Source organism: Thalassotalea fonticola (assembly GCF_032911225.1).
Taxonomy (GTDB): Bacteria; Pseudomonadota; Gammaproteobacteria; order Enterobacterales; family Alteromonadaceae; genus Thalassotalea_A; species Thalassotalea_A fonticola.
The window spans coordinates 571,471-585,132 of record NZ_CP136600.1; the positions used below are offsets into that span (position 1 = coordinate 571,471).

8 protein-coding genes and 3 pseudogenes are annotated in these 13,662 nt (G+C 39.6%); 5 read left to right on the forward strand and 6 right to left on the reverse strand.

The window, feature by feature from the left end:
* Window positions 1-12: 12 nt before the first annotated feature.
* From RI844_RS02400 to RI844_RS02420, 4 genes and pseudogenes are all read left to right on the forward strand, one after another.
* Window positions 13-102, forward strand: a pseudogene (locus RI844_RS02400) (succinate--CoA ligase subunit alpha); the annotation flags it as partial.
* A 133-nt stretch (window positions 103-235) separates the two neighbouring features.
* Window positions 236-325: pseudogene (locus RI844_RS02405) on the forward strand (succinate--CoA ligase subunit alpha); the annotation flags it as partial.
* A gap of 82 nt (window positions 326-407) precedes the next feature.
* Window positions 408-497, forward strand: a pseudogene (locus RI844_RS02410) (succinate--CoA ligase subunit alpha); the annotation flags it as partial.
* A 584-nt stretch (window positions 498-1,081) separates the two neighbouring features.
* The gene (locus tag RI844_RS02420; RefSeq protein WP_348396881.1) at window positions 1,082-3,244 is read left to right on the forward strand and encodes a prolyl oligopeptidase family serine peptidase; all 2,163 of its coding nucleotides are present in this window, start codon (window positions 1,082-1,084) and stop codon (window positions 3,242-3,244) included.
* A gap of 372 nt (window positions 3,245-3,616) precedes the next feature.
* On the opposite strand, the gene RI844_RS02425 is transcribed toward RI844_RS02420, so the two are convergent.
* The 3 genes from RI844_RS02425 to xylE form a co-directional block, all read right to left on the reverse strand.
* Window positions 3,617-4,066, reverse strand: coding sequence for an ERCC4 domain-containing protein (locus RI844_RS02425; protein ID WP_348396882.1), 450 nt, complete (start codon window positions 4,064-4,066; stop codon window positions 3,617-3,619).
* Window positions 4,067-4,638: 572 nt separating this feature from the next.
* Entirely contained in the window at window positions 4,639-7,698 is a 3,060-nt protein-coding gene (locus RI844_RS02430) for a glycoside hydrolase family 2 TIM barrel-domain containing protein (protein WP_348396883.1), read from the reverse strand.
* A gap of 296 nt (window positions 7,699-7,994) precedes the next feature.
* Entirely contained in the window at window positions 7,995-9,467 is a 1,473-nt protein-coding gene (gene xylE / locus RI844_RS02435) for a D-xylose transporter XylE (protein ID WP_348396884.1), read from the reverse strand.
* 173 nt (window positions 9,468-9,640) lie between these two features.
* Between xylE and RI844_RS02440 the strand changes: the two genes are divergently transcribed.
* Window positions 9,641-10,537, forward strand: coding sequence for an AraC family transcriptional regulator (locus tag RI844_RS02440; RefSeq protein WP_348396885.1), 897 nt, complete (start codon window positions 9,641-9,643; stop codon window positions 10,535-10,537).
* A gap of 74 nt (window positions 10,538-10,611) precedes the next feature.
* Here RI844_RS02440 and RI844_RS02445 read toward each other — a convergent pair whose 3' ends face one another.
* Genes RI844_RS02445 through RI844_RS02455 form a run of 3 tightly spaced genes read right to left on the reverse strand, consistent with a single transcriptional unit; the run spans window position 10,612 to window position 13,585 of the window.
* The gene (locus RI844_RS02445) at window positions 10,612-11,289 is read right to left on the reverse strand and encodes a LutC/YkgG family protein (protein WP_348396886.1); all 678 of its coding nucleotides are present in this window, start codon (window positions 11,287-11,289) and stop codon (window positions 10,612-10,614) included.
* The gene (locus RI844_RS02450; protein ID WP_348396887.1) at window positions 11,289-12,797 is read right to left on the reverse strand and encodes a LutB/LldF family L-lactate oxidation iron-sulfur protein; all 1,509 of its coding nucleotides are present in this window, start codon (window positions 12,795-12,797) and stop codon (window positions 11,289-11,291) included. The genes RI844_RS02445 and RI844_RS02450 overlap by 1 nt, the downstream gene beginning before the upstream one ends.
* 2 nt (window positions 12,798-12,799) lie before the next feature.
* Complete coding sequence (locus RI844_RS02455) at window positions 12,800-13,585, reverse strand: (Fe-S)-binding protein (protein WP_348396888.1); 786 nt, start codon at window positions 13,583-13,585, stop codon at window positions 12,800-12,802.
* Between the last annotated feature and the right edge of the window lie 77 nt (window positions 13,586-13,662).

A 13,662-nucleotide genomic window follows, 5' to 3' on the forward strand; every position in this document is an offset into this window, starting at 1 on the left:
CGGCTAATGTGAAAATTGGCTACTCTAGAAGCTGCTGGTGTTAAAACAGTTCGCTCTCTAGCAGACATCGGTGTTGCTCTTAAAGAGAAAACAGGCTGGTAATAACCGCTTGTTAACACTGTAAAGAGGTCGCGAAAGCGGCCTTTTTTGCCTATATGGACATAGGTATGTCGTGTTTTCAGGGATGAAAAAGAGCGACGGTTTTTGGCAAAGGTACTGCTGACGGCTAATGTGAAAATTGGCTACTCTAGAAGCTGCTGGTGTTAAAACAGTTCGCTCTCTAGCAGACATCGGTGTTGCTCTTAAAGAGAAAACAGGCTGGTAATAACCGCTTGTTAACACTGTAAAGAGGTCGCGAAAGCGGCCTTTTTTGTGTCGGGCAAAGGTACTGCTGACGGCTAATGTGAAAATTGGCTACTCTAGAAGCTGCTGGTGTTAAAACAGTTCGCTCTCTAGCAGACATCGGTGTTGCTCTTAAAGAGAAAACAGGCTGGTAATAACCGCTTGTTAACACTGTAAAGAGGTCGCGAAAGCGGCCTTTTTTGCCTATATGGACATAGGTATGTCGTGTTTTCAGGGATGAAAAAGAGCGACGGTTTTTGGCAAAGGTACTGCTGACGGCTAATGTGAAAATTGGCTACTCTAGAAGCTGCTGGTGTTAAAACAGTTCGCTCTCTAGCAGACATCGGTGTTGCTCTTAAAGAGAAAACAGGCTGGTAATAACCGCTTGTTAACACTGTAAAGAGGTCGCGAAAGCGGCCTTTTTTTTGCTTCAAGGATGAGGCAATGCAAGCTATTAAGGGGTATGTTTGCCGATGGCTTAGTAAAGGTACAGCTGATGTATTAGTAGAAATTCTAAGGAATTGAACGACCAAAACTGTTGACTCTTAACATATACCCACAATATTTATATAACAACATGATAAGTCGGGGAATATATAACTAATAGATAAATAAAAATTGTTGCAGATAAAAATTCAAAAAAAATATAAGAAAAATTCATCTTTCTTATATAGACATTGTCGCTAAATGCTCTATTGTGCCTATCTGATTGAAATAAATTATAAATTGAATGGAAACTATGAATAAGAGCCTAATTTTATCTTCATTATTATTACTAAGTGCTTGTAGTAATGATGCAGAGAACACAACATCAAAAGTTGCAACTTCTCAACAAATACATGCCTCTAGCATAGTAAAAATAAATTACCCACAAACCTCGAAAGGTGACGTAATTGATAGTTATTTTGGACAGCAAGTTGCTGATCCTTATCGTTGGTTAGAAGATGATCGCAGTGCTGAAACGGCCAGTTGGGTGTCAGCAGAGAACGACGTTACTTTTAATTATTTAAACGATATACCGTACCGCGCAAAACTAAAACAACGTTTGCAAGAGTTATGGAATTTTGAAAAAGTTTCAGCTCCATTTGTTGAAGGTGATTATCAATATTTTTATAAAAACGATGGCCTACAAAACCAGTACGTTGTTTACCGTGAAAAAGATGGGAAGCAAGAAGTGTTTTTAGATCCAAATGAATTTAGCGAAGATGGAACAACGTCTTTGGGCTCGTTAAGTTTTTCTAAAGATGGAACAATTGCTGCTTATTCAATTTCTGAAGGTGGTAGTGATTGGCGTAAAGTCATCATTATTGATGTTGAAACGGGTAAGCAATTAGAAGAAGCATTGGTCGATATTAAGTTCTCGGCGATCTCTTGGTATAAAAATGAAGGTTTTTACTATTCAAGTTATGATAAACCAAAAGGAAGCGAATTGTCGGCAAAAACCGATACCCACAAGCTTTACTACCATCAACTTGGTAAAAATCAAAGCGATGATATTGTCGTTTTTGGCGACATTGCAGAGCAAAAGCGTCGCTATGTGTCGGGTGAAGTAACAGAAGATAATAACTATCTTCTTATTTCTGGTGCCGTATCAACATCTGGTAACGATTTATACATTAAAGATTTAACCAAGCCAAATAGTGAATTAATCACTATTTTAGATCACACTGAATCAGATACTTACCTTTTATATAATGAAGGTAGCAAGTTAATTTTTGTGACCAATTTAAATGCGCCTAATAAAAAGTTAGTTTCAGTTGACGCAAGTATGCCAACCCCAGAAAACTGGAAAGATTTGCTTGCGCAAACAGATAATGTATTAATTCCAAGTGTTGGTGGTGGCAATATTTTCGCCGAATATATGGTAGATGCAACATCTAAGGTGATTCAATATAATCTTAACGGTGAGAAAATACGTGAGCTTGAGTTACCTGGAGTAGGGTCTACCAGTAGCCTTGAGGGTAAAAAAGATGACGAGACATTATATTACTCATTCACAAATTATAATACGCCTTCAACTATTTACAGTTATAACGTAGAGTCTGGAAAATCAGATGTTTACGCAGCTTCAAAAGCAAAGTTTAACAGCTCTGAGTATGTTTCTAAGCAAGTATTTTATACGTCTAAAGACGGAACACAAATACCAATGATCATTACTCATAAAAATGGTATTGAACTAAATGGCAAAAACCCTACATTGTTATACGGTTATGGCGGGTTTAATGCGAGCATGACACCAAGATTTTCAGTAGCAAATGCTGTTTGGATGGAGCAAGGTGGTATTTACGCTGTTGCAAACATTCGCGGCGGTGGTGAATATGGCAAAAGATGGCATGATGCGGGTACACAATTACAAAAACAAAATGTTTTTGACGACTTCATTGCTGCCGGTGAATATTTGATCAATCAAAACTTTACTTCGAATGAGTTCTTGGCAATTCGTGGTGTTTCAAATGGTGGCTTGTTAGTTGCTGCTGTTATGACACAGCGCCCTGATTTAATGAAAGTAGCGTTACCTGCTGTTGGTGTGTTAGACATGCTTAGATACCACACTTTTACATCTGGTGCTGGCTGGGCTTACGATTATGGCAGATCGGATCAGAGCGAAGAAATGTTTAACTATTTGAAAGCATACTCTCCGGTTCATAATGTAAAAGAAGGTGTTTCTTATCCTGCCACTTTAGTTACAACAGGTGATCATGATGACAGGGTAGTTCCTGCCCACTCATTTAAATTTGCTGCGGAATTACAAGCCAAACAAGCAGGAAGCTCACCAGTGTTAATTAGAGTAGAAACAAATGCTGGTCATGGCGCAGGAACACCAGTGTCAAAAACTATTGAGCAATATGCCGATATCTGGGGCTTTACTCTTTATAATATGGGTATAAAAGAGTTGAACTGATTTTTTTTATTGTTCAGTTACAAAATATATTAACGTATAAAGCGGCCAGTTATTTTTAATAACTGGCTTTTCTGTTTATATAAGTTCGCGTTGCTAACTTAACTTTTGCTTCCTCTTTCTTGGTTACCTGATAAAACCTCACTTGATGAGTTAACAACCCGCAAGCGGCCTTTTAGGTCTTAAGTAATCAACCCTTAGGATTTCGTAGATTTGCTCTATTTTTTAACTCCAATACCTTTAATTTGGGTTAGTTCATTGATACTTGCATTGAATATCGGATTAACTCTGAGTAAATGATTTAATAGCCGTTACCCTAGAGTTATACCAATATTTGGCAAACCTTCTTATACCTGTTTTTTGAAGACATTTAGGTTAATAACCTACTCGAGACAAATTTTCTATTTTCATCCCCAGCTTTTGTTTGGGCTGAAAAATCGTTAAATTAATTGTTTCTGATTTATTGGAAGAGCGTAAAATTGATATGTTATAAAGCAAACCAACGGTGACTAATGCACCTAAAACAGCATGTCGATGAATATGATAGTTTTCAATATCAGCAGCACGACCTTCTAAAATAAATGCTGTAGTGTAATTACTTTTAGCAAGACGCGATGCTTGTTGAAATATGCGCCCTGAAATTATTGAAACAATTAAATCAGCCATAGATTTTCTTTCAATTAACAGCCAGTCGTCGATAATGTAATCTCCAAGGGATAACTGTTTAATATCTAACTGAATTTCTTGATTAGTTTCGAGTGTGGTTAAAATGCCAGACGCTTGTTCGCGACAATCCGCAATAATATTAATTTTTTCATCTAACAATCCTTGTTAATAAAATTCTGATCTAATTATAGACAGTTAACGATGTTTTGCTTGCTAGTATCAACGACTGCATGGTTAGGTCATTCAGCAACACCAATAATTGTAAATAAATTACCTTATTTCAACCTTCAAAGGTCTCATTAACGCCTTTTTTGTTCAAGGAATCAACATCCTCCATCGTGTTACAAAAGGATTACACACCAGTCTGTAAAAATGCATAAAATCATACCAATATGTATATTGAATGGTGTGTCAGATGAAAAAGTTAGCTGCCGCAGTAATTGCTATCGTAGTTCTTACCCTGATTATTAAAGCGAATGGCGGATAAAACAAAATTGATAAGCCATAGAGGTTTTCAGTTTGCTTTATATTTAACATTGGCAAATCTATGAGGCTAGTGGGGGACTCGAAAGAATTTCGGTAAATTGATGTTTCTGACGCTTAAGTATTAACAAGTTTGAGAAGAACAGAAAAATGTTCCTGTCACTGAACATTTTTATGCCAATAACAGGAACTACCGTCGATTTATTTTCAGGAATATTAATAGGCTGAAAGCATTAACTTCCTTCCTCTTAATCCTTAATGTAATAACGTTCGGCTAGGGTACCGGACTGATTAGACACTACAATTTGGGTGTTGTTGTCAATTTTTTGAATACCAGATAACACCTCATTTGATGAGTTAACCACTTGTAGGCTACCATTACTAATTGCTTGAATATGTTGATTTATATCATCAACGGTCACTAACAGACCTTTGCCTATGGTTTTGTTTTTATAGTTGATGTCAATGGTTGCTGATTTTAACAAACCGCCGATAATCGATATTTCTTCTGCGCCATATATTGGGTATTTACCCATAACAGGCGCATCAGCAAAGGTTTTGGTACTATGTAATCGAATGCGCACAAACCTTGCTTCCAGTGCAAGTTTGTCAGTGGTATTAGCAATGACATTGTTTGAGGTTTTGTCTGTTACTACTTGATAACTTTCTGAAAAATTATCAAAGGTTTGCTCAAAGTCATTTGCCGTTTCAATACTATATGCCATCGGACCTGGTTCAATCATTGATACGCTTTGCGGCCAGACAATTTCAATATGATCTAGATAATATTCTGCTCCTAAATCTATTTTCCACCAGTGTGGACCTTTGCCCATAGCGTTCCAAATATTCACCTCGTCCATGTCATCAATGTTGCCAGTGATAATGCCATCATTGGCTTTAGCAGCACTCATTACTGGAATATCAATTGGACCAATAGATAACGGAGCAGCTATTTCTGCGCTGGCAGATGTTGCTTTAAACACCGAGATAGCGGCGGCTAAAAATTCATAATCCTGGCTAGTTTTACCATCTTGTGCCAACACCCTGATGATACTACCTGTGCCTAAAGGGTGTGGTAACTGACCATTGATTAAACTCACCTTGCTGTCTCTTGGAAATTCAACTACACGCTCTAGCTGAGCAAATGTGATGCCATCGGGTAGATTATAAACTTTGCCGTTGATGGTATCTATGCCTAATAACGTTGAAGTGATAGCAGTATCAGTACTATTTACTCTGGTTAAAGTAATACTATCTACTACATCACCATTACCATTGCGCGCGATGATATTATTTTCACCTAAACTGAGCGGCACATTTTGCCAAATTATTTTTCTTTCATCGTTAAGGTTTTTTATACCAATTGATTTATCATTAACGATAAGCTCAACCGCTGGTTGATTACTGTAAACCTTAATGTCGACATTGGCCTGACTCCGTTCTTTAAAGCGCCTGCCAGTAATGTAGGTCACATTTTCTTTTGACCAATTAGCCTTGTACCAAAAAAAGGCATCTTTTTTTACTTTTCTGTCGAAACTTACCAGGCCTTTATCATTACGCCCTGGAGTATCGCCTTCATCGCGGTTATCCACGGCGAAATCGGCGAGGACCCATAAAAATTTTCCCCACACATAAGGACGTTGACTTAAGTCTTGCCAGTAGTTTTCATGAAAGATTGCTTGATACTCCTCGCTGTGATCTTGCATTATTGGTTTATCTGTATGAATTTTAGCGCTGGCGCCAGCACCAAATTCACTCAAAGCAATTGGCAAATCAGGGGCATTTTTACGAGATTCATCCATAAATTTACTAAAGTCATTAAAGCCACCATAGTACCAACCATAGTAACGGTTAAACGAAGTGATATCGGTTGTGGTTGCTAAAGGATCTTGTAAAGCTTTTTCGCCAGAGGCTGCAACCGCAGCAGTAGTTAGTCTATTAGGATCTTCTTTTTTTACTAGGTCATTTAATTCTTTCACCAAGCCGCGAGGGTTAGGGCCTGGCTTTAGGGTGATTTCATTAAACAATCCCCAGAACATGATCGCGCTGTGATTATAATTTTGTCTGACTAGTTCAAGCGCTTGTTGTTTCACATTATCGCTAAATTCCTGATTGGTATTGATACGGTTAATCAATGGCACTTCGGCCCAAATGACCAGACCAGTTTCATCAGCGCGGCGATACACATACTCGTCTCGTTGTTGATGACCGAGACGAACACCGGTAGCGCCAAGTTCTAGAATTAATTGAATATCACGTTCATGATCTTGTTCATTCACCGCCGTGCCTTTTTTAGGGAAATCGGCCATGCGATTTAAACCATATAGCGGGTAAGGCTTGCCATTTAAAATAAAGCCTTGATCTTTATCTACGCGGAAATAGCGCAAACCTAGAGCATGGTTTATTTGATCTATTGTTTGGCCATTTTGACGAATAATGACTTCTGCGGTGTATAAGTAGGGGTCATCTAGACCATGCCATAAGTGCGGATTTTTAAGGCTAAGGCTCGATGAGTAAGGTAAGGATTGCTTTGTAGCTAAACTCAGTTGTTCTTCTGATTTTGCTACTATGTTGTTATCCCGATCACGCAGTTGCGCGGTAATACTGATACTTACGTTATCAGTTGATTCATTCACTAACGTGGTGTTGACATCGAGCGTGGCAAGTTGATCAGAAATATTGGTTTGCGACCAGAATACGCCAGAAGAGGCATGGTTTGAATTATCAACATGCACATTGGCACTGCTGATCAGTCTGACCTTACGATACAAGCCGCCAAAAAAGGTAAAATCAGCAGAAAGCGGGGCAACGTTATTATCAATTTCGTTATTAACGGTGACCACTAAGATATTTTCCTGATCAAGTTTAACCTGCTCAGTAATATCAAATCGAAATGCGCCGTAATTGCCTTTATGCGAGCCAACGTTTTTGCCATTGACGTATACGGTAGCTGCGGTGGTCGCACCATCAAAATGAATATAGATTTTTTTATTGTCAAATTGTTGATTTAAGGTAAACGTACGTTTGTATGTGCCAGTACCACGGTAATAATCTCCACCGCCATCCTGGCCATCTTTCGCATTCCAGGTGTGTGGCAGGCTAACATGTTGCCATTTGTTTGCTGGCAAGCTGTGGGCGATATCAGGTTTCGATTTGATGAATAGCCAATTATGATTGAGCGGTTGAATAACTCGTACTTGCTCCACATATGTTGGTTCTGCTATTGGTTCATAGCCGTTATCAAAAAAGAAGAAATAGAGAAACACAGCCAATACAATAGCGCTTAAGCCTGCGAGATACTTGTACATGGTAATACCTGAATTTAAAAATAATACCTTATATTTTCACAGCAAGCTTAACTCTGCCTGAAGTCACAAACTTAATGTCGTTTTTCACATGGAAGTTGTTTCTGCTATGAGCACAATACCACAGGGATGTCATCTGTTAGAGCAATGTACTGGCACAGGAAGTACGTAGGTAGGATAATCGAATTATCGAAAGAGCAATTGCCAGAGATATGATGGAGGAGCCCGTTGCAGTTTGCTTGCCTTTAAATAAAAGAAGAGAGCCGAAGCTCTCTCATTATAACTTGTTAATTTTGTTTTTAGGCAATAGATTTTTGCTGTTCAACGGTTAACGCGGAATCATTTTTTTGCCATAAATTTTCCATTTCCTCCAAAGATTTACCTTTGGTTTCAGGTACCAGTTTCCAGACAAATAACGCAGCCAACAAGCTCATTACGCCATAAATCCAGTAGGCAAAACCGTGATTAAATTGTTCAGTGAGATAACTATTATTATTCATCAATGGGAAACTCCACGATACAATATAATTGGTTATCCATTGTGCCGCTACGGCTATCGACATCGCCATGCTGCGGATTTTATTCGGAAATATTTCAGAGAGTAGCACCCAGCACACTGGACCCCAAGATAAAGAGAAACAGGCAACATAGACTAACATTGCAAGCAATACACCGGTGCCCATTGAGCCATTATAAAAACTAAAGCCAAGAGCAAACATAGCCGTGCCCATCCCTAGCGCGCCAAATATCATTAATGGTTTACGACCATATTTGTCAACGGTAAAAATGGCGACTAAAGTAAACACTACATTGACTGCACCAACCATAATGGTTTGCAGCATAGCCGCATTGGTGCCAGAACCCATGGTTTTGAAAATTTCTGGGGCGTAATAAAGCACCGCGTTAATGCCTATTAACTGTTGAAACATTGACAATAAGATGCCTATCACCACAACTAACATACCAAAAGAAAACAGCTTGCTTGAGGCGTGATGGTTAAACGACTGTTGAATTTGGTTAAATTCAATTTCAGCTTCAGCACTACCGTGAAGTTTTGCCAACGTTTGTTTTGCTTCCTTATTATGGCCTTTTAATGCATGCCAGCGAGGACTTTCAGGAACAGTGAATAAAAGAGTAAAAAAGATAGCGGCCGGGATCATTTCAGAAGCAAACATATAACGCCAGCCAACATTTTGGATCCAGCTGTCATCACCTTGCGAAGCAATTAAGTAGTTAACAAAATAGACCACAATGATACCCGTAACAATTGCCATTTGATTATAAGAAACCAAACGGCCGCGAATATTTGCCGGGGCAATTTCGGCAATATATAGCGGCGATAACATAGACGCCATGCCAACGCCAACACCACCTAAGATCCGATAAAAGATGAATTGTGGTAATGCTTGATGTGAAGCTTCACTGCCTATGGCATAAAAGCCTATTTCTGGAAACGCAGAGCCTAGGGCAGAAATAAAAAATAAAAAGGCACTAACAATAAGCATCTTCTTTCTACCAAAGCGCTGGCTCAGTGTTCCAGCGATGGCGCCACCAATAACACAGCCAATGAGTGCGCTAGATACCAAAGTACCAAGTAAAGAGTTGGACTCATATTCATCCAGCCCTAACGGAGCAATGAAATAAGCGTCAAGTGAACTTACTGTTCCAGAGATCACTGCAGTATCCCAACCAAAGAGCATACCACCAAGGGCGGCAACTAAGGTTAATAGGGTAATGTAGCTCGAACTTTGATTGTTTTGTTGATTTATCATCGTAGCAAAGTGAATCCATAAAAGTTATTTGAGCATATAGCTAACCTGATGGAGCTTAAACCAGCCTGAAATGATGATTCAGGCTTATTTAAGATTGGCTGACTATATTGGTGAAAATATAGTCTGTCATTGCTGGTATTAGCCAGTTCAGTGAATAAACCAGGAGTAATGTGATGGAACCAGTTTTTGAAAATGTGCAAACTAATGAAGGCAGTTCATTTAGTTGTTTTCGGGTTAAGTGTCACGATTTAAATGAAGACCATGACTGGCACTATCATCCGGAATATGAGCTTATCTGGATTATTCGCGGTGAGGGTACTCGATTTGTCGGTGATTGTGTTGAGCCCTATCAATCAGGAGATATGGTGTTAATAGGCCCCAATTTGCCGCATTGCTGGCAAAATTCATATTCCCAGTTCAGTAAAGATTCCGAATTATTGGTTATACAATTTAACTCGAGTTGCTTTGGCGCTGACTTTTTGCAATTACCTGAAGCTGGGTTAATCAGTCGTTTACTTATTAATGCGACAAAAGGCCTGTCAATTTCGGGAAAAACTGCGGTAAAAATATCTAAACAAATGAGCTTTTTGTACCAGCAACAAGGGATGAACAAGTTGCTGTCATTAATTAAAATACTTGATCAACTGGCGAGTTCTGATGAGCTTAAAGTATTAACTACGCCTGAATATGATTTACATTCGAATATTAATAATACTAATTTAAGACGTATAGAAAATATCTACAGTTATGTTAGAACCAACCTTGGTGAAGACATCAATCAGACAGAGATAGCAGGGATCGTTGGTTTAACCACACAAGGATTTAGTCGGTTCTTTAAAAAATATACCGGCCTGACTTTTGTTAAATTTGTCAATATATTAAGAATTAACGAGGCTTGCCGATTACTGGTAAGAGAAAACTTTGATGTTACTCAAATTGCTTATATGTGTGGCTATCAAAACATTTCAAATTTTAATCGTCGTTTTCAGGAAATAAAAGGTTCAACGCCAAGTGATTTTCGAAATGGCTATCGACAAGGCGTGCAACCAATACAGCTAAAAGCTGGTTAATTATATAGCCAGTAACGAAACATAGGTTGTAGAAAAACGGTACTTCTAACAAGTACCATTTTTTTACCTAAATATCAGGCGTTTAATAACAATACTAGTAATTCTTTCGGCCCATGCGCACCATAAGCTAGTGTTTGCTGAATATCAGCCGTTTTTGAAGGGCCAGAGATTAATATCGCGTTAGTCGGTAGATTATCTTGCCACTGTTGCTCGCGGATCAATGATGAAAAATTTGCATAAAGCTGCTCAGCATCGACAATCACCATATGCACAGGGGGAACAAGCGATAAACTTCTGGGCTCAGTTTCTGTTGGCCATAACACGATAGAGCCAGTTGCAGCAATTGCTGCGCGTGAGCTGGTGATCCCTGCAGGCGTTTGATTAAATAGTTTTTCTTTGTTTTCAGCCAGATTAAAGTCAAAAACTTCGGCGTGAATATAACTATCTAGCTCTGCCATTTGCGCCGAATGTGGTGCTTGCATGCCGTATAGCAATGTTCTAATGCCACGTTGTTTTAGTTGTTCACTCACTACTTGCGGGATCTGCTGTTTTTCCAGCTTGATCACTTGCGCATGGTTCGCTTCAAGGTGACCGATAAATTGCTCTACTTGTTGAGTTTTTGACAATTGCTGATACTGATAACTCAGTTCCTCTGGCAGCTTGTCATAATCAGCACCGGCAACTTCTTTTTTAAGTTTATTGATAATGCTGCTCCTGGCGGCATTACTTTTAATTTGGTAATCAGTCGACATTATTTGCCTCCAATGTTTTGTGTCGCAATAGTATTTTGCTGCTGAGCACTGCGAGTTTTATTGCGGGCTTTTATTTTTTCGTGCAACGTTTTTGGCGCCAGTTTAGGCGCGGTGCGCACACTGGTCCATACTCCTACTTTCTTTGGCATCAATTTTCTCAAACGAGTGGCAAACCACATCGAGGTATTGTAGATGAGTGCGTACTTGTGCATTAAGCTCCAACCCTGCCAAATTACCGCTTCGATTTTCTTGCGACCACTACCTTCACCTTTCATCACTGTCGTTTCATCGTTCGCCGGTTTTACACTTTCTTTGCGCAATCGTAGTAACAGTTTAGGGATCGGTATCTTTACCGGGCATACTTCTCCACAGGCACCACAAAGGGAAGAGGCTGTGGGTAAATTGTTGGTGGCTTCAAGGCCTAACATATGCGGTGAGATTATTTTACCAATAGGTCCGGGATATACCGTACCGTATGCATGACCACCAATACGAGTATAAACAGGACAATGGTTCATACAGGCTCCACAACGTATACACTGTAAGGTTTGGCGCAGTTCTTCATCGGCAAAGGCCTGACTACGGCCATTATCTAACAACACCAGATGAACTTCTTGTGGTCCATCTTTTTCATCATTTTGCCGTGGATGGGAAATCATGTTGAAGTAAGTGGAGATAAGTTGTCCGGTAGCGCTGCGAGTCAATAAGCTTAACAAAGGCGGCACGTCATCGAGAAATTCAACCACTTTTTCAATGCCGGTAATCGCGATATGCAAATCGGGTACTGTGGTGCACATTCTGCCGTTACCTTCGTTTTCCACTAAACAAAGAGTACCAGTTTCTGCTACAGCAAAGTTAACCCCAGTAATACCAACATCGGCATTACAGAATTTTTCACGCAATACTCTGCGACCTTCACCGATTAACGCATCAACATCGGTAGTGTGCTTGAAACCTTCGATGTTATCGGCAAACAGATCGGCTACTTGTTTTTTGTTTTGGTGGATCGCTGGCATGATGATGTGAGACGGATGCTCATTGGCAAGTTGTACGATATATTCGCCCATATCCGACTCTAAACACTCGATATCACGCTCTTCAAGGTAGTCATTCAGCGCGGTTTCTTCCGATACCATAGACTTACCTTTGACTACTGTTTTGCCATTTTTTTCAGTAATCAACTGGGCAATAATATCATTGGCATCGGTAATGGTTTCGGCCCAGTGCACCTGGATGCCATTGGCTTGTAAATTCTCTTCTAGTTGCTCAAGTAAATGCGGCAGTTTCAATAAACAGCGTTGTTTAATTAATTTGCATTGTTCACGCAAGGTTTCGAGTTCATCACCGTCAACAAAGGCTTTTGTACGTTTGTCCATGAGATAATCCATGGCACCGCGAAAATTATCTCTTAATTCATCATTGCCAAGATCCCTGCTAACATTGTCACGAAAGGCACGTGCTGAAGCTGCATACTTACTTTCATTTGGATCAAATTGCTCTGCAGCCATCATTACTCTCCTTGTTCACTAGCGTGGTTTTGAGTACGTTTTAGCAAATAACTGGCGATATGTTCGCCGCGAAGTGACTGTTTCTGATATTCGAGCGCGCCATTAATGTTCATCATACAACCCCAGTCAGCGCTGATGAATCTGACCACATCGGCATTGACCAAGTTTTTCGTTTTGTCCTTGACCATAGCACCTGAAATATCGCCATGTTTAACTGAAAACGTACCGCCAAAACCGCAACATTCACTTTCATAGTTGTGGTTGATCAGTTCAACATTATCGAGTTGGTCAATTAACGCTCGTCCGGTAATGTGCACGCCCATCTCTCTTCGAGCTGCACAAGAGGTATGCAGGGCCACTTTTTCAGGCTCGCCCTTGTCATCTAACTTTATCTTCAAAACATGCACTAAAAATTCAGTGAACTCAAAAATACGATCGCAAAATTCTGTGATTCCTGCTTCATCTTTTAATAAATCCGGGTAATGATGACGCATCATGCCACCACAAGAGCCAGAAATAATCACGATTGGAATATTTTTCGGAAACTGGGCCACTTGCGCAAGTGCCACTGCTTTTGCTTCATCTTGATAGCCTGAATTGTATGCTGGTTGGCCACAACATGTTTGCCCCTGTGGGTAGATAACTTCCACTCCTTGTTGCTCTAAGAACTCGATAGCATCAATGCCTGAGTCAGGAAAAAGGCTATCAGCCAGGCAAGTGCCATAAAGGTAAACTTGTGCAGGTTTTGCTGGATAATTGCGCAGATGTTGCGTATTTAAAGTGCTCATATTGCTAATCACTATCGTGTATTTTCATATTTAAGTTAACATACAGGTAAAACTATTGTTAATATATAGTGTGTTAA